Origin of the sequence: Bartonella kosoyi, assembly GCF_003606325.2 — a bacterium.
GTDB classification, from domain to species: Bacteria; Pseudomonadota; Alphaproteobacteria; order Rhizobiales; family Rhizobiaceae; genus Bartonella; species Bartonella kosoyi.
The window spans coordinates 1,828,668-1,845,779 of the sequence record NZ_CP031843.2; the positions used below are offsets into that span (position 1 = coordinate 1,828,668).

Sequence of the window (17,112 nt, forward strand, 5' to 3'; positions counted from 1 at the left end):
GAGTTTAAAAATTCTTTTTTGCATATTTAACGACTTTAGAGCATAATTCCAAGACTTCCTCTTAAGAAGTTGTAAAATTTTAATCTCTCAACTGCCTATAATTTTAGAAATGGAGAGTAAAAAAGTGATCGAGTTTATTGTTCAATATCCGTGGTTAGAAGCTATTTCTTGGCTTGTTATTCTTACTATATTTGCCCTTTTAATCAACTTTATAGGACGAAAATTACTCATCCACGGAGCAAAAAAACTTTCTTCTCTCCTCCCCAAGAATACAACAACCGATATTCAAAATGCTATTCAATACCTAGCCAATATCATTTCAGCTTTTATTCTTTCAGTCGGTGTTAATTTTATACCAACATTGCCCGATGCATTCAGCACTGTCATCAATAATGTTGCCAACGCCTTCATTATCTTTTTTGTTGTTCTGACAATTTCTGCCTGTCTCAATATCATTAACATTCTTTACGAACAACGACCAACAGCACGACTAAAACCAATAAAAGGGTATATTCAAATTGCTAAAATTGCACTTTTTGCTATTGCAGCCGTTTTAATGGTCGCCACCTTAATTGACCGTTCCCCTCTTATTCTTTTCTCCGGTCTTGGTGCGATGGCCGCAGTTCTCATGTTAATTTTTCAAGATACACTTCTTTCTCTTGTTGCCGGTATTCAAATTTCATCCACGGATATGGTTCGTGTTGGTGATTGGATTGAAATTCCCAATCTTGGTGCTGATGGTGATGTAATTGAAATTGCCCTTCATACTGTTAAAGTTCAAAATTTTGACAACACCATCACCTCAGTACCGATCCGTAAGCTTGTAACCGACCCTTTTAAAAATTGGCGTGGAATGCAAGAATCAGGGGGCAGACGCATCAAACGCTCTCTTTTTATTGATCAATCAAGTATCCATTTTCTCACAGAAGAAGAACAAAAATATCTTTCCCGATTTAATTTATTAGAAAATTATTTCACGCAAAAAATAGCAGAAATCGATCAATGGAATGCACAATTAGATAAAAATCACGATGTTGTAGCCAATACGCGCCGTTTAACTAACATTGGAACTTTTCGCGCTTATGTTTTTGCTTATCTACAACAGCATCTCAACATCAACCCCAATATGACCTTTATGGCCCGACAATTACCCCCTACAGAAAATGGTTTACCCTTAGAAATCTATTGCTTTACGAATACCACCGTTTGGCTAGACTACGAACAAATTCAAGGAGATATTTTTGATCACCTTTATTCCATTCTTCCCTTTTTTGGTTTAAAGGTTTTTCAAAATCCTAGCGGTTCTGATTTTAATCAAGTATTAAAAGCAAAAGCAAAGTAAAAAGAATAAACTTCAAGTTATCAATTTTGAGTTAACCCTATTCATAAACAAAAGAGAAAGAAAAAGTATCATGAATGGCTCATTGGTACTCCTCCATCTTGCTGGTGCAGTTTCTTTACTTCTCTGGTCCACACGTATGGTGCGCACAGGAATTGAACGCGCCTATGGTGACAGACTTAAATATAACATGCGCCACGTCATTTCAAAACCATTGTTTGCTGTAAGCTTTGGACTTTTTACAGCGATGGTTTTACAGAGCTCTACAGCCATAACGCTTCTCGTTGGTTCCTTCGTTGAATCTGGTTTTGTCTCTGGAGTAGCAGGACTTATGGCTGTACGTGGAGGAGAGTTAGGATCAGCACTCGTTGTTAAAATTCTCACCTACGATCTCACACTTGTTGTACCCCTTTGCCTTTTAATTGGTACTTGTATCTTCATGACAACACAAAAACGTGAGTGGCGCCAAATAGGACGTATTGTCATCGGTATTGGTCTTTTAATTTTATCTTTACAAATGATCAGTACAGCGACAGAACCTTTGCGGGATAGCGAAATTTTGCCGAGCATCATTCGTTACCTTTCCACCGATCCTGTTTCAACTTTTTTGTTAGCTGCGGCTTTAACCTATCTCTTGCATTCATCTATTGCAGGAATCATTTTGCTGGTTAATTTTGCCAACTACGACCTTATCCATACACAACTTTGCGTTGTCATGGTTCTTGGTGTCAACTTTGGCTCTTCTCTTATAGCACCGCTTTTAACACGCAATGCTTCTCCCAATACCCGCCTTGTTCCCTTGGGGAATTTACTCATGCGTGGAGCTGGTTCAATCCTTGTGCTGATCTTATTTCTGTCTTTTCAACCACCCATCACATGGCTTGGCAACAACGCCCCTACTCAAGTGATCAACGCCCATATCATTTTTAATGTTTTCATTCTCCTCGCTGGAATACCACTTTCAAAATGGGTTTTGAAATTGACCACTCAAATCGTTCATATGAGTACAAAAAAAATGCAAACCGATAAAACGCTTAATTTATCGGATCAAACAGCTCTTGATGATAGCGTTCTTGAACGCCCAGCTCTAGCGCTCTCGAATGTCATGCGTGAAGTTATTCATATTTGTGATCTTGTCGACATCATGCTAGAAAAAATTATGGGACTTTATGAAAAGCCAGATCCCCATATTATTTCTGAACTCAATCAACTAAACACCATATTGGACAAAAAACATATCGCCATCAAACTTTATCTTGCACGATTAGCGGGACAAAAATTATCGGATGAAGAAGCTCTTCAAACACAAGAACTTCTAGGTGCCTGTATAAAATTAGACCAAGCAGGCGATATCATTATTCACAATATGCTGATGCTGGTTAAAAAGAAACAACAAAAAAATCTAAAGTTCAGCAACGAAGGCTGGGATGATCTCCTTCGTTTCCATGCCATTGTACTGGCCAACGCGCATATCGCATTTAATGTTCTCGTCTCCCGTGACACCCACACGGCCCATCTATTGGTGCAAAAAAAAGATCAACTACGAAACTTAGAAAAAGAGATGAGTTTAAAACATTTTAAACGCTTACGTGAAGGAGATCTCAAAAATGTAGAATCGTCCAGTCTTCATCTTGATACTGTCCGCGACCTCAAACAAATTAACTCTCTGTTGACCTCAATGATCTACCCTATCTTAGAAGAACAAGGTCTTCTTCAAAGTTCACGCCTACGCAACCCTGCTGAAGAACAAACAGAAAAATCTTAAACTTTCCAAACAAGAAACGCATCCCATCGATTATTCAATTTTGAACTTTTAAATATCTTGCTTAACATATTGATTTAATAAAATATTTTAGACGTTTTAAATAGACTCTCTTCAATCGTGTAAATTTCTCTCATTTTTAATCTATTCATAATGAATTTCTCACAATTATTTGCTTGCACTTAAGCGATTTGCCCCATACCCCATGTAGAATAAAGCTCTTGAACAAAGAATGTCTCGCCCTCTTAAAGCAAAAACTGTATTTCATATAAAGCAATAGATTGATTTATAATGATAATTTACTCATTTATATTGAATGAGCCCCCAAGATACTGTAAGATTCTCTCATTCCAAAGCCATTCCTTGTTAAATCAATCAAAACCATTCACTTACACATTAAAATGTGGATAATTCCGCATGGAATAAGATGATAAAAAAAAGACTTAAAACACCTCTTATGAACTATCTTAAAAACCAAGAACTGTCGCAACATTCGAAGTAAGTGTGTAATGCTATCGACTTGCTCTTTTATGAAGCCCAAAGATGGGGATGCTTAATGAATTTTCCCCTCTTCACAGACATTATCATAAAATAGGGTTTGGGAGAGGTCTCTATAAGGAGATGGCAAAAAGAATGATCGTTCCAGCCTAAATTCACCTCGTAAAAAAGCGACCACTTCACAGGAGTAGCAAAATAAAGAAATATCCGATAAGGAATGCAAAATGCCTCCTAATTGCAACGTTTATGTCCATAAACATTTATATCAATATTTGTAGAGATTGAATTTATACAGCATTTTATAACGCATTAACAAAACAGTTTTAATCTCATTTCAAACAATGTTGATATCAATTGGCAAGTGCCAAATCTTTAAATATCCATTTATCTTATTGTTTTAATGTGAATTATTTTTTCAAAAATTTTGAGAAAACAATAGTTTTAAAAAATGATAAATAAACTTTATTTATTCTTAAAATATTTTTATAAATATTTTATTTTTAAATCATATTTTAAATTAAATAATTTCTTTATAAATTAAAATTTGTTATATATATTTATAATAATTAGATATTATACTGATATAAATATCAATATTATTTTAATATACAGGAAATTAATAAGTAAAATCTCTAACAAAAATATCCTTTCCACTGGGTAAAAAGGGAATAAACCTTGATCTTTACAAAGTTTACTCTAGTTACAATCTAAATGCAGGCAAAGGAGAGTATCATGGAAAATGCAAACATCGGTTGGATTGCAGCTATCATTATCGGAGCGGTTGCAGGTTGGGCTGCACAGTATATTATGAAAAGCAAAACAGGGATATTGTTAAATATTATCTTAGGGATTATTGGCGCTGTGTTAGCGAGCTTCATTTTTAGTCTTTTAGGCGTAAGTTTTGCTGGTTGGCTTGGCTATCTTATTTCAGGTTTTATAGGAGCCTGTATTCTTATATGGATAGGACGAAAAATTCGATCATAGGGCATTTATTGATTCAAACACCTTTTGGTGTTCAATAAAACAACTGGAATATTTTAAAATATTTCCCCATAATGCATTGATACCATTTGGGGTATGGTGGTGGGATGCTTGAGCTACGATTTCCGGTATACACAGCATGCACCATCAGACATATTAACGAAAAAGAATAAAGACTTCTATAATCCCCCCTTCCGGATCGATATAAACCTATACAGAGCAGGAGGGGTATGCACGTTATTTTGATGAAATACGAATTTATTTTTGTACCGTATTTTGGAGCGAACGCACAAACCCAACTCATTGCACTATCATAGCAATATACAAGGTTACAAAACCAATCATGATGATTAAAGATCCTACCGCGTAACACTTAATGCTATACACTTTATCAATAAGCCCATTTTACTGAAAAAAACCGAAGAATTCTTTTGTATTCTTAAAAGATAAGAAGTAGGTGCAAAATAATAAAAATATTTTATAGCATACAAAATAAAAAATATAAATTTAATATAGTCAATTTTTATTTTTTATAAATTAAATTTTTCTAAAGTATTTAATATAAATATATTAAATGATAATATCTTACTTTAAATTTATTTTTTAACAAAAAATATTAATAACTATTATTATATTTTATAATTATATATGAATACTGTTAATATAAGATAGTTTTATTATAATAAGTTAAGTATTATATGAAAGAAATACTATAAGCTATTTTACCAAAAATGTATCCTATACAAGTCTATCTTATAGAAAATACGATCACTTTTTCATCTCAATTCAAAAAGTTTGAGTATCTCTCTTTCTAAACTATAATACAAGGATTTTACTTCCCTCAAAATTTCTTCTTTATACCATCTGACATAGATGAATTCTTCATTCCTTTTTCGTATGCGTTACAAACAAAGTTTAAAGCTGGAAATACCCCACCCATTCCCCTCGCACTATCAAGAAGATTCTATAACGCATTATGGGAAAGCTCTTTAGATAAAGCATAATAGATTAATTTTTCTCTTTTAATGAAAATAACGCTATAACCTATTTCCATCTATCTTCTTTTAAAGATCTTTGTTTTCGATTTTCCCTTTGATATTTTCCTGTTAAAATCTTGCTGCTTTTATATGCCTGTATTACAATAGAGTCATCTCTTTAACTCACTCAACATATGGAATAGGATTTTAGATGTGGAGTAAAACGATGTCTGATCTTGAAGATTCCATCTTACCACCTCTAAAGTGGCTCTTTGATCAAAATCCTCCCATACCAGAAAACATTCGGGATTGGCTCATGGAATCGGGCTCAATGACGCTTCGATTAAAAAAATATTGTTCCTACTTTCAAGTTCAACAACAACGCGAATGTTTTATTACACGCGATAAATTAAAGGAAGAAGCAGAACATCTCCCCAAAAGTGCACGTTATTGGCTACGTGAAGTCATCTTAATGGGCGATAATAAGCCTTGGCTCCTCGGACGCACTGTCATTCCACAAGAAACCCTCCACCACAATCAAGCCTTGATGCATTTAGGAACGACCCCCTTAGGACACTATTTATTTAACAGTGACAAACTAACCCGCGATTACATTCATATTGGCCAACAAGATACGCTATGGGCACGGCGTTCCCGTTTGCGGTTAACGGGTAAGCCATTGTTGCTCACTGAACTGTTTTTAACCGATTCACCCCTGTATACCCATAATAAATAGAGGATATTCATTTTATTCTGCATAATGTATGGATTTTGCATAGCTTAAAAGGGCTATCAGAGCAAAAAAATTCAAAATCGTCTCAAAACAAATTACAAACAAAGGCTTCTTTTCGAAATATCTCTTTATCCCAGCTTTTAAAATACGCCCCATAAAAAAGCGTTTTAAAGTTCTGCTTTCCTTATCACAATCATGAAAACCAGCGCTTGAATTAAGCAGATACGCATCATATTGATAAAACCATCTGCATTTAAACTTCTTGCCAAATAATCACCACTCTTGGAAAATAACAGCAATTTTCTATCAAAGAAACGCTTTGAATCATCAAAAAAGACGACAATACACGCCTACAAAAAGTTTGAAATTTTTATGAGTTAGCTTTTTCTCATCATCCTATTTTTTATCTCTAACAGTGAAAATAATAAATCCTTTTAAAAGTAAAAATTCCTATAATCTTTTTTCTAATGATGTAACAGCTTTGAAGAACAACAAAATATAAGGTAGAAGAAATATTTTATTACTCCATAAACCTCAAAAAACAGGTTTGTTCATTTCAAAGAATCATTTTTTTGATAAGAGCTTTATGTACAAGATAAATATCATTAAGCAAATATTCAGCTTACGGACAAAGCCCTCGTACAATAAAAAAATTTCCAATTCCTTTGAATGGATAAGATCTATTGCAATTTTTTACGAAGACTATTGCACACTTTAGAAAAATTCATTTGCCCTGCGTAGCGTTCCTTAAGCCACGCCATCACCTTACCGATATCACGTAATTTTTTAGCTTTCGTTTGTGCCAAAGCCTCACAAATAACCTGTTCTACTTCCATCTCTTTAAGCTGATAGGGAAGAAATTCACGAATAACTTCTATTTCAGCTTGTTCTTTCTCTGCTAACTCCAAGCAACCAGACTCTTTATAGACACGCATTAACGCTTCACGCTGTTGAAGCATTTTCGTAAAAACAGACTGTATCTGCTGATCATCGACTTCTAGCTTCCCTTCATCATAATAAAGAATATCACGATCTCTAACCGCAGCATTCATTAAACGAAGTGTAGCAAGACGCGTACTATCTTGCGCTTTCAAAGCAGCCTTAAGAGCCCCATCAATCTGGTCACGCACCATAAATTTATCCAATTTTGTTCAAACGGAAAATGCCTTTTAACCAATCTTTATCCATCTTGCAATGAAGGATAAAAAAATAATCGAGAACTCGATCTTAGAAAAGATAAAAACAAGACTTTACCTCTTCATGGAATATCCTTATACTTTCTGCTTTAGGAAAAACATCATGAGAATAATAGATACAGCATCTGTTAGAGCTATGATTTTTGTGTAAAGTTAATCATTATACCTTTCAGAAAATAAATTGTGGATACACACTATGATACAAACAATTTCATCGAGCAGCCCTTGGAGTGCTAGCAAACCTACAGCCCTCTTAGTTCTTGCTGATGGAACTGTCATTGAAGGTAAAGGAGCCGGTGCGACAGGTATTGCTGAAGCTGAAGTATGTTTTAATACCGCCATCACAGGCTATGAAGAAATCCTCACAGACCCATCATACACACAACAAATCGTTAATTTTACATTTCCTCATATAGGAAATGTAGGGGCAAATAGTGAAGATATCGAAGCTCTCACGCCTCTCAACGACCACGGTGCTGTTGGCGCTATTTTCAAGGCAGATATTACACATCCTTCAAACTATCGTGCCAATGAAAACCTTCATCAATGGCTTAAAGCCCGTAAAATTATTGCACTTTGTGGTATTGATACACGCGCACTCACAATTCTTATTCGTGAAAAGGGTGCGCAAAATGCTGTCATTGCGCATGATCCTGATGGAAATTTTGATATTCTTTCTTTAAAAGAACGTGCACAAAAATGGCATGGTCTCGTCAATCTTGATCTTACGAAAGAAGTGACATCTCAATCGTCAATGCAATGGGATGAAGAACCATGGCGTTGGAATAAAGGATATGGCACAAACAATGTGCACAATCTTCATATCGTTGCCATTGACTATGGTATTAAACGCAATATTCTTCGCCTTATGGCAACACAAAAAGCACGCATTACTGTTGTGCCCGCCCATACAAGTGCAAAAGAAATTCTGGCAATAAATCCTGATGGTGTTTTTCTTTCTAATGGTCCAGGTGATCCCGCAGCAACAGCTCAATATGCCATTCCAACAATCAACACATTGATTGATCATCATTTACCAATTTTTGGAATATGTCTTGGTCATCAACTTCTTGCTCTGACACTTGGCGCAAAAACCGTAAAGATGCACCAAGGACATCATGGTGCAAACCACCCCGTTAAAGACCTTAATAGTGGAAAAGTTGAAATTGTATCGATGAATCACGGCTTTGCTGTCGATGCTGCTACCTTACCAAAACATGTTCAAGAAACCCATATCTCTCTCTTTGATGGCTCTAACTGTGGTATTCGAATCATTGGAAAGCCCGTTTTTTCTGTTCAATATCACCCCGAAGCTTCTCCGGGACCACAAGATAGTCACTACCTCTTTCAGCATTTTTCTGATCTCATTATGAATTATAAAAAAATATCTTAAAATAAGATGCAAATAAATATACGCAGCATTTTACTTCCCATTTGAGTATAAAAAACTGAAATTGTTTGTACAACACTGATGCCTCTAACACTGATGCGTTTTTTCAACAGGCTGCTCCCTGAACACTAAATGGAAATAAGCAAAAAACATAAAGTTTTACGATGCACAACCATATCACAAAAAATTTTCGCTTATTAAATGTAATTTTTTGAGCATTCTCTCGCAAAATATTTTTACCACCCCCCTTCAACAAATTAACGTACGCGCAAAGTAAAAATGACCGTTGCAACGATAAGAAGCAAAAAGCCCCCAACAAAGGGAGCACCAGAAAAATAAAACAGTGCATTTTTATCTGTAAAACATTCAAAGAGAAACACATAAAAAACAGAACCAAATATTAAACTCAATGAAACAACAGATGTCATGGCTCCTTGTAGTTCTCCTTGTACATTTGTCGGCACCTGCGCTGAAGCAATAGCACGAATAGGTGCATGAACAAGATATTCAAGCATTGTACATACACAGACCATATAAACCATCCACCCCTTTGTTGCGAAGGTATAGCCTAGCATAGCAATGGATGCAAACAAAAGCCCCACTATCGTAATACGCCAATCGCTCCATCGTTTAGAAAAATAAGGCAAAATAAGAGCGACAACAATAAATTGTCCTATCCCAAAAACGCTATAGGATATTCCTATGGAAAACGAACTCCACTCATAGCGTTCTTTTGCAATGAACGCCCAAATGCTTAGCCATACAGATTCCGCAAACCAATAAAGAAAAAAGACTAACAATACCCAAAGAACCATCGGATATTGCTTCAATTGCCAAAAAGCACCTAAAGGATTTGCCCGCTTAATATCAAAAAAGCGCCGCTTCCATAAAGAAAGAGTCTCAGGAAGCATAATCCAAGCAAAAATAAAATTAATGAGTGAAAAACAAGCAGCAAAATAAAACGGAATACGCGGACCAAACTGACCTAAAAAACCACCAATAAATGACCCCAAAATAAACCCTAATGCGGAAGCAACCCCTAGTAGACCAAAATTGCGTGTACGGTTTTTTTCATCGGATATATCAGCAAGATAAGCTGTACACGTTGCAAAACTAGCACCACTTACTCCTGATAAAAGACGTCCGATAAATAACATAGAATAGCACCATGCTATAGCACATATCAGATTATCAAGAGCAAAGCAGATAATAGAAACAAGTAAAACAGGACGACGACCATAACGATCAGAAAGATTGCCAATAACAGGAGCAAACAAAAACTGCATCACTGAATAAGCTGCAAGTAATTTCCCTCTTTCTACAAAAGATGTACTGACATCTTTTCCAGTTAACTGAGAAAAATATTCAGGCAAAATGGGACAAATAATTGCAATGCCAAGAATATCTAACAATAAAGTGATGAACACTAAAATGAGCCCACGCCGAACAAATTTCGGATTGAGCATGTGGTCTTGCATAACATACATACTATTTTACACTCAGTTACTCATTTTACACGTACAGTTACACCCCCGCTTTCTTTTACCATCTTCTTTTTTAAGTACTCTATACCGTATAAATTTCACATGAAAAATAATAACAAAGTAAAAATTTTAAAAAGAGTCAAGATAAAAATATAAAATTATTTTTTACTTGGTATATAATTATATAGGTATGAAGTATATTTTTTTTACATTAAAAGAACAAATATTCATGAGATAAAATCATGAATAAGGTCTCCGAAGATATAGAAAATCCTAATAATTTTAGAGAAATTATATAGTTTTCAAGAAATTATAATTGACTTTATCAATCATTATTCCCTCCACTCATACCACACCTCTCAAAAATCGTAATTTTATTGAATAGATCAGAGAGCCTATAATCATTAAAACATTACAAAAGATAAGCTCTTAAAAATTTTTCTCATCCTCAGAATATACGATAAGATTAAAGAAGTATCATCAGAATAGCTTAACACTGTAAAAACGGATCATAATTATTGAGGCCATCAATGATTATATGCTATTATTCAATCCAATAATGATCTAACAAATAAACATGAGGCAATACCCCTTTTAGTGAGAGTTGGTCATGGCTGTGAATTTAAAAATAGTGTATAAAATGCGAAAAATATCCCTGTTAATTCTCACTTTAATATTCGTGACAGGATGTGATGTTCAAAATTCCGATTCACAAAAGGGTATTTTAGAAAATAAAAGAGAAAACCAACAAACAACTAACATAGAGCTAGATCCCTACACTTTAAATAAATTAAATGCTCTTCTCAAAAAACGTTCAGAAATAAATGACCCCGAAAAGGGAGCCTTGATTGATTTTTTTTCTAAAGCTTTTTTAGAGACACCTTACAAAGCAAATATGTTACAGGGCTCAGAAAAGATACCAGAAAAACTCATTATTGATTTTAGAGGCTTAGATTGTTTCACGTATCTAGATTATGTTGAAGCATTGCGCAAATCAACATCCCCAAAAGAATTCATTAATAACGTCATAAAAACGCGTTACATTAAGGGTAATATTCATTTTTTAAATCGAAAACATTTTTTTACAGACTGGGCGTATAGAGAATATAAGCTCGCCACTGATATTACTGCTGAAATAAGTCCTCATGCAGTCAGCATAGAAAAATATCTCAATAAAAAATCTGATGGTGGAAACTACCTTCTTGGACTTCCAGTTGTGAAGCGCACAATAACGTATATTCCAAGTAACTTTATTAATGAAGAGGTTATAAGCCGTTTAAGATCAGGGGATTTCATTGGTATTTATACAAAACTTGCTGGATTGGATGTGACACACGTAGGTTTCTTTATCATGACCGATAAAGGACCAATGTTACGCAATGCCTCTTCACGAAAAGCAAATGAAAAAGTCGTTGATTCCCCTTTTATGGATTATGTTGCAAAAACACCAGGAATCATTGTTTTAAGGGCTCTTTAATAACATCACAGCAATAAGAAAAACATATTTTGGGGAAGAATAAGTAAAGCGAGGTATGTTATGATTGTGATCTCATAAAGTATTTTATATAAATGATAACTTTTATATAAAAGGGATCATTGTTGTACCGGGAGGCAATTTTGCCTCATCTTCAGGTTCAACATGAATAGAAGTACGTACATTATCAAATTCTTTTTGAAGAACACTTTCAATTTTATCACAAATTTTATGGGCTTCTCCGACCTGCATGACAGCTGGCACAACCAAATGAAACTCTATAAAAGTAACCCTTCCAGCAACACGCGTGCGTAAATCATGGATCTCAAGTGCGCCATCTGCATTGGCAGAAATCAGCTCACGAATCCGTATGGTTTCATTTAATTCAACGCCAACATCCATTAATCCTTGAACAGCATTCCTAATCACCTTCCAGCCCTGTAAAAGAATATTAACAGCAACGATTATCGCTAAAATAGGATCTAAAACACCCCATCCCCCTATAAAACCAGCAATCAAACCAATTAAAATTGCAAGCGAAGTAAAAACATCTGTTATAAAATGTACACCATCAGCTTTAAGAGCCGGCGAGCGATGATGTTTTCCCTGCCAAAGCAGAACCATACCCCACGTGAAATTTATAATAGTTGCAACAAGATGAATAACAAGCCATATTCCAGGTTTCTGCAATAATTTAACAGTAGAAAGCGCTATCCATGCTTCTCTTAAAATAACAATTGCCGCAATAATAATGAGAATCCCTTCAAGAATCGCAGAAAAATATTCCGCTTTATGATGTCCAAAAGGATGATCATGATCCGCTGGCTTCAAACTCACTTTAACAGCCCACCATGCCGCTAATGATGCAAGGATATTGACGATTGATTCCAATGCATCAGAATAAAGTGCAACTGACCCTGTGATGTGATATGCCCAATATTTCAAAGAAAAAACAATACACGCAATAAAAATAGAGTATAAAGTTAAACTTTGTATATTGATTTTCGCATTCATGAAACCCGTCCTTTTCTTCACGAAACAAGGAATAATATTTTCAACCCTATAACGATATTTGTAACATATCGCCAATATTTTCTCGATATTACAGAAGCTTCGTTATACACTAAATGCCTCAATGCACGCTCCCTTGTTGTCACAAAAACTGTCCAGTTACACGAGCATCAACAATAAAAGATGGAGACGAACAAGGCATAAAAAAACAGCTCTCTCAAGGACAATCAAACATATCCACTTTATGAATCGTTTTCTAAATAACGTAAGAGCATCTCGCCTTTTATGAACAAAAAAACTGCTTTTGCTCAAATGTGTCATAATATAGCTTAGAAAAAATGACTGAGCACTCCCCTATACCTTTACAGCTTAAGGAAATTTTAAAATAGGACTGCCAAAAGACTTAGAAAAAGATCATGGACCCCAAAAAGAATCTGGGCATTGGGGACCCAGATTCTTTTCCCTTACAACTAAGGGCATACAGAACTTGGGAAATAGCGGGGACCCAAGACACTGCACCCGATACGAAAATAAAATCTACTATCCCGCATCAGTGTTCTTACGATACACTAATCTGTATATGCTGTCAACAAAAATTCTACCATAAGTTTTAAAATAATATTTTTTCATCTCTCTTTTTAAAAATAAAGCAAGTTCTAACATCTGGAAATTGAAAGAAAAAAGCATTAAAAATCTCTCATGCATTTGAATATCACACCAATTGACGAAACAAATGACCCACGGCTGAGAGACTATCATAATATCCGTGAAAAAGATCTCGTTGGACGACAACAGCAATTTATTGCTGAAGGAAAAATAACGTTGTCCGCATTATTGCATTCGAAAGAATTTTCTCCTCTCTCGCTGCTTATCCTAGCAAAACGCCTCCCTGGACTTCTACCGCTTTTAGAAAAAACACAACCTCGATGTCCCATTTATTGCGTTTCACAAAAAGTCATGGATGATATCACCGGTTTCCATGTTCATCGTGGTGTTCTGGGTATCGGTAAACGCAAAACGCTCCCATCATTACAAAGTTTTTTACAAAATCTTCCAGAAAAAGCTTTGATTCTCGTTTTATGTGGTATCTCGAATCATGATAATATGGGATCAATTTTTCGTAATGCGGCAGCCTTTGCCAGTCACGGCATTATTGTCGACAAAACTTCTTGCGATCCACTTTATCGCAAATCAATCAGAGTTTCTGCTGGTGCTGCCCTAAAAGTACCCTATACGCAAAACGCTAATATAAATGACATTATAGCTTCTCTAAACGATGAAAATTTTCATCTTTATGCACTCTCTCCCTCTGCCTCACACACGCTCAAGCAAGCAAACAAAACCAAAAGAATAGCCCTTATTTTTGGAACAGAAGGTGATGGCTTACCACCTCATATACTACAACAATCACAAGCTTTACGGATTCCCATGACTGATGGCTTTGATAGCCTCAATGTTGCCACAGCCTCAGGGATTGCCCTCGCCCATTTTACCGACTTTGAAGACTCAAGACGATAAGATTTTAAGTTGTAACAAATATCCAATGATGTGCGTTCTTTGCCAACCCTAGAAGTTACTATCCCCTCGCATTTGAGAGCATTCATCAAAGACATTTTTACATTTCTTTTTATCAACTTCCCCACCACAAGCCCACTTGTCCAGCCCTCCCCTTGTAATGTGCAAAGACATGGCTTTGATGGATTCAACCATTAAAAAATTGCACTGAGAAAGCTTTAGACAAGTCTTTCATTCACATTGAAGGATAAAATTATCATTATCAATTAATTGACTATCTTTTTACGAAGCTGTTGTTTTCAGTTTAGGGGAAACAGAATCTTCTGTTTCAAGATTGCACAAAACACGCTTCAACATCATTTCAATGTCAGCCGCACGCTCTGAACGTGTTACAAATCCTCCCCCAAGAATACGCGCCTCATGACCATTTCCATCATAAAGAACGCAAGCTTGCCCTGGTGCCACACCATTTTCACACTCCAACAGATCAACAGAAAAAACACCCTCTTTATAATGCAAGCGCGCAAGGTGGGGAGGACGCGTTGAACGCACTTTCACAGCCACCTCAATACCTTGAGAAGGAAAATTATCTAACGACTCATCACCAAGCCAATTCACATCCCGTAAAAAAAGCTTATGCGTTTCTAACATTTCACGCGGACCAACAATAACACGGGCATTTTCCACATCGAGATAAACCACATAAAGCGCCTCACCCGTTGACACCCCAATACCACGACGTTGACCAACAGTATAATTAACAATTCCTGAATGTTTACCTAAAATCTTTCCATCGATATGAACAATAAAGCCAGGATTAGCAGCTTCTGGACGCAGTTTAGCGATAACATCTGAATATTTTCCTTGTGGAACAAAACAAATATCCTGACTATCATGCTTATTGGCAACTACAAAGCCCATTTCTGCAGCTATTTCACGAACACGCGCTTTTGGAAGGTCGCCAAGGGGGAAACGCAAATAATCAATCTGTTCTTGTGTCGTTGCAAAGAGAAAATAACTCTGATCACGATCATTATCGAGAGGACGAAAGAGTGCTCGATGTGCCCCATGAGAACGGGAACGAATATAATGTCCCGTTGCCAAAGCATCGGCCCCCAATTCACGAGCTGTTGCTAATAAATCAGCAAACTTAACTGTCTGATTGCACGCAATACATGGAACTGGAGTCTCTCCATGAGCATAGCTTTCTGCAAAAGGATCAATAACAGCTTCACGAAAGCGTTTCTCATAATCAAGAACATAATGCGGTATTCCTAACGTTTCTGCAACACGACGCGCATCTTCAATATCTTGTCCCGCACAACACGCCCCTACCCGATGCGTTGCAGCCCCATGATCATAAAGCTGCAATGTAATGCCAATGACATTATACCCTTCCTTTTTTAGAAGACCTGCAACAACCGATGAATCAACCCCCCCCGACATTGCAACAACAATGCGAGAATCCTTAGGTTGTCCTGGTAAATCAAGACTGTTCAAAAACATGTATTCATTCTCTATTTAGTACTCTATTAATGGATACCCATATGTTAACATTCTGATATGCGCTTCTTCTTTTATGCTTTTGCCACTTTTATGCTATTGATTGCCCTTATATTGTTTTTTTATCCTTTCTACAACCATAGCATCATTTTCTTAAAAGCAGCTGTAAATAAAAAAGAGTGATAGAAATAAGGCATAATAGTAATCATTTGGGAGAAATTAGTTAGAAAAATCATTAAGGAAAAATTTTTTCTCTTTTTTCCAATCTGGCAAAATGTTGCAAGAGGCGCTTCTACACAGTTCGCTTAAGCCTCTTTATTACCCGCTCAATCACTTTATTAATTTTTTCTTTCAGCGCGTTTAGCTCTTTTTTAAATTTCATGCCCTATAAACGAATCAAGTCCTTGACGAAAGGTAGAGGATACGAATGACCAATTTGATAAAAACACAAATGAAATATGTTATTGGGCCAGATGGAAGTCCACTGACAATTGCCGACCTACCGCCACAAACAACACGGCGCTGGGTGATTCGTCGCAAAGCTGAAGTTGTGGCGGCTGTCAGAGGTGGATTGTTAAGCCTTGACGAAGCGTGTCAACGTTATACTTTAACTGTGGAAGAATTTCTTTCATGGCAAAGTTTGATCGATGAACACGGTTTAGCAGGATTACGAACGACCAAGATTCAACACTACAGGCATTAAGTTGCCATTGATCATGATTTGATAACATAAAGCACTTTATAAAAACAGCCAAACTTAATAAAAGTTTGGCTGTTTTTATATTATATTCAGTAGATAAATCTGAACAATTGCTTTTTCAATAATTGTTTTGATTACGCATTCATTGAATTAGCCAACCATTGAATTAGATTGAATCAAAGTATCTTCATCATCCACATCATCCGCGACAGTCTTTTTTTCTCGTGCTTCCAAAAGTTGTGCATGTTGCAACTCGGTATGCGCTTCATGAAGAGCAATTTCAGCATTTGTTTTTTGAAGCTGTAAATCACGAATGGAATTGAGCAAATTATCACGTCTTTGCCGAGCAGCACGTGCAAAAGCAGAATAAGCAAAATGGTGAACATCATTGTTTCCAGATTTACGTTCTTCATGAGAAATCTGTGTTTCCAATTCTAACACCATTCGTTCAAATTCTGTGATCATCATCTCAAGTTGTGCAATTTCACGACGCTTTCCACGCACTTGAAACATTCTCAATCGCACCATATTTTCCCGTGGCTTCATACC

The 17,112-nt window shown here is 36.0% G+C and carries 13 protein-coding genes; 8 read left to right on the forward strand and 5 right to left on the reverse strand.

The annotated features are described in order from the left end of the window. Positions 1-124: 124 nt before the first annotated feature. The 4 genes from D1093_RS08010 (at position 125) to ubiC (ending at position 6,293) form a co-directional block, all read left to right on the forward strand. Positions 125-1,342 (forward strand): mechanosensitive ion channel family protein, encoded by a 1,218-nt coding sequence (locus D1093_RS08010; RefSeq protein WP_120101844.1) that lies wholly within the window; start codon positions 125-127, stop codon positions 1,340-1,342. Positions 1,343-1,412: 70 nt separating this feature from the next. Further along, positions 1,413-3,104, forward strand: coding sequence for a Na/Pi cotransporter family protein (locus D1093_RS08015; protein ID WP_120101846.1), 1,692 nt, complete (start codon positions 1,413-1,415; stop codon positions 3,102-3,104). 1,227 nt (positions 3,105-4,331) lie between these two features. Beyond that, entirely contained in the window at positions 4,332-4,583 is a 252-nt protein-coding gene (locus D1093_RS08020; RefSeq protein WP_120101848.1) for a GlsB/YeaQ/YmgE family stress response membrane protein, read from the forward strand. Positions 4,584-5,783: 1,200 nt separating this feature from the next. Continuing rightward, positions 5,784-6,293 (forward strand): chorismate lyase, encoded by a 510-nt coding sequence (ubiC, locus tag D1093_RS08025; RefSeq protein WP_120101850.1) that lies wholly within the window; start codon positions 5,784-5,786, stop codon positions 6,291-6,293. A gap of 677 nt (positions 6,294-6,970) precedes the next feature. On the opposite strand, the gene D1093_RS08030 is transcribed toward ubiC, so the two are convergent. Further along, positions 6,971-7,423 (reverse strand): GatB/YqeY domain-containing protein, encoded by a 453-nt coding sequence (locus D1093_RS08030; RefSeq protein WP_120101852.1) that lies wholly within the window; start codon positions 7,421-7,423, stop codon positions 6,971-6,973. A 259-nt stretch (positions 7,424-7,682) separates the two neighbouring features. Between D1093_RS08030 and carA the strand changes: the two genes are divergently transcribed. Further along, complete coding sequence (carA, locus tag D1093_RS08035) at positions 7,683-8,879, forward strand: glutamine-hydrolyzing carbamoyl-phosphate synthase small subunit (protein ID WP_120101854.1); 1,197 nt, start codon at positions 7,683-7,685, stop codon at positions 8,877-8,879. A gap of 254 nt (positions 8,880-9,133) precedes the next feature. Here the strand turns inward: carA and D1093_RS08040 are convergent, their stop codons facing one another. Beyond that, the gene (locus D1093_RS08040) at positions 9,134-10,354 is read right to left on the reverse strand and encodes an MFS transporter (protein ID WP_167309089.1); all 1,221 of its coding nucleotides are present in this window, start codon (positions 10,352-10,354) and stop codon (positions 9,134-9,136) included. Positions 10,355-11,000: 646 nt separating this feature from the next. Between D1093_RS08040 and D1093_RS08045 the strand changes: the two genes are divergently transcribed. Further along, complete coding sequence (locus D1093_RS08045) at positions 11,001-11,837, forward strand: DUF1460 domain-containing protein (protein WP_120102389.1); 837 nt, start codon at positions 11,001-11,003, stop codon at positions 11,835-11,837. Positions 11,838-11,939: 102 nt separating this feature from the next. Here D1093_RS08045 and D1093_RS08050 read toward each other — a convergent pair whose 3' ends face one another. After that, positions 11,940-12,848, reverse strand: a complete 909-nt coding sequence (locus D1093_RS08050) for a cation diffusion facilitator family transporter (RefSeq protein ID WP_120101858.1) — start codon at positions 12,846-12,848, stop codon at positions 11,940-11,942. A 696-nt stretch (positions 12,849-13,544) separates the two neighbouring features. On the opposite strand from D1093_RS08050, the gene D1093_RS08055 reads away from it, so the two are divergent. Next, the gene (locus D1093_RS08055; RefSeq protein ID WP_120101860.1) at positions 13,545-14,363 is read left to right on the forward strand and encodes a TrmH family RNA methyltransferase; all 819 of its coding nucleotides are present in this window, start codon (positions 13,545-13,547) and stop codon (positions 14,361-14,363) included. A 279-nt stretch (positions 14,364-14,642) separates the two neighbouring features. Here D1093_RS08055 and mnmA read toward each other — a convergent pair whose 3' ends face one another. After that, on the reverse strand, positions 14,643-15,866 hold the full coding sequence (gene mnmA / locus D1093_RS08060) for a tRNA 2-thiouridine(34) synthase MnmA (protein ID WP_120101862.1): 1,224 nt from the start codon (positions 15,864-15,866) through the stop codon (positions 14,643-14,645). A gap of 424 nt (positions 15,867-16,290) precedes the next feature. Between mnmA and sciP the strand changes: the two genes are divergently transcribed. Continuing rightward, a complete protein-coding gene (gene sciP / locus D1093_RS08065; RefSeq protein WP_120101864.1) occupies positions 16,291-16,566 on the forward strand; it encodes a CtrA inhibitor SciP in 276 nt (91 codons plus the stop codon). 147 nt (positions 16,567-16,713) lie between these two features. On the opposite strand, the gene D1093_RS08070 is transcribed toward sciP, so the two are convergent. After that, positions 16,714-17,109, reverse strand: coding sequence for a flagellar export protein FliJ (locus tag D1093_RS08070; RefSeq protein WP_120101866.1), 396 nt, complete (start codon positions 17,107-17,109; stop codon positions 16,714-16,716). Positions 17,110-17,112: the final 3 nt, after the last annotated feature.

Coding starts and splice junctions, on each gene's coding strand:
- D1093_RS08020 (WP_120101848.1), top strand. CDS start 4,332: ATGGAAAATGCAAACATCGGTTGGATTGCAGCTATCATTATCGGAGCG.
- D1093_RS08045 (WP_120102389.1), top strand. CDS start 11,001: ATGCGAAAAATATCCCTGTTAATTCTCACTTTAATATTCGTGACAGGA.
- D1093_RS08050 (WP_120101858.1), bottom strand. CDS start 12,848: ATGAATGCGAAAATCAATATACAAAGTTTAACTTTATACTCTATTTTT.
- mnmA (WP_120101862.1), bottom strand. CDS start 15,866: ATGTTTTTGAACAGTCTTGATTTACCAGGACAACCTAAGGATTCTCGC.
- D1093_RS08070 (WP_120101866.1), bottom strand. CDS start 17,109: ATGAAGCCACGGGAAAATATGGTGCGATTGAGAATGTTTCAAGTGCGT.
- ubiC (WP_120101850.1), top strand. CDS start 5,784: ATGTCTGATCTTGAAGATTCCATCTTACCACCTCTAAAGTGGCTCTTT.
- sciP (WP_120101864.1), top strand. CDS start 16,291: ATGACCAATTTGATAAAAACACAAATGAAATATGTTATTGGGCCAGAT.
- D1093_RS08030 (WP_120101852.1), bottom strand. CDS start 7,423: ATGGTGCGTGACCAGATTGATGGGGCTCTTAAGGCTGCTTTGAAAGCG.
- D1093_RS08015 (WP_120101846.1), top strand. CDS start 1,413: ATGAATGGCTCATTGGTACTCCTCCATCTTGCTGGTGCAGTTTCTTTA.
- D1093_RS08040 (WP_167309089.1), bottom strand. CDS start 10,354: ATGCAAGACCACATGCTCAATCCGAAATTTGTTCGGCGTGGGCTCATT.
- D1093_RS08055 (WP_120101860.1), top strand. CDS start 13,545: ATGCATTTGAATATCACACCAATTGACGAAACAAATGACCCACGGCTG.
- carA (WP_120101854.1), top strand. CDS start 7,683: ATGATACAAACAATTTCATCGAGCAGCCCTTGGAGTGCTAGCAAACCT.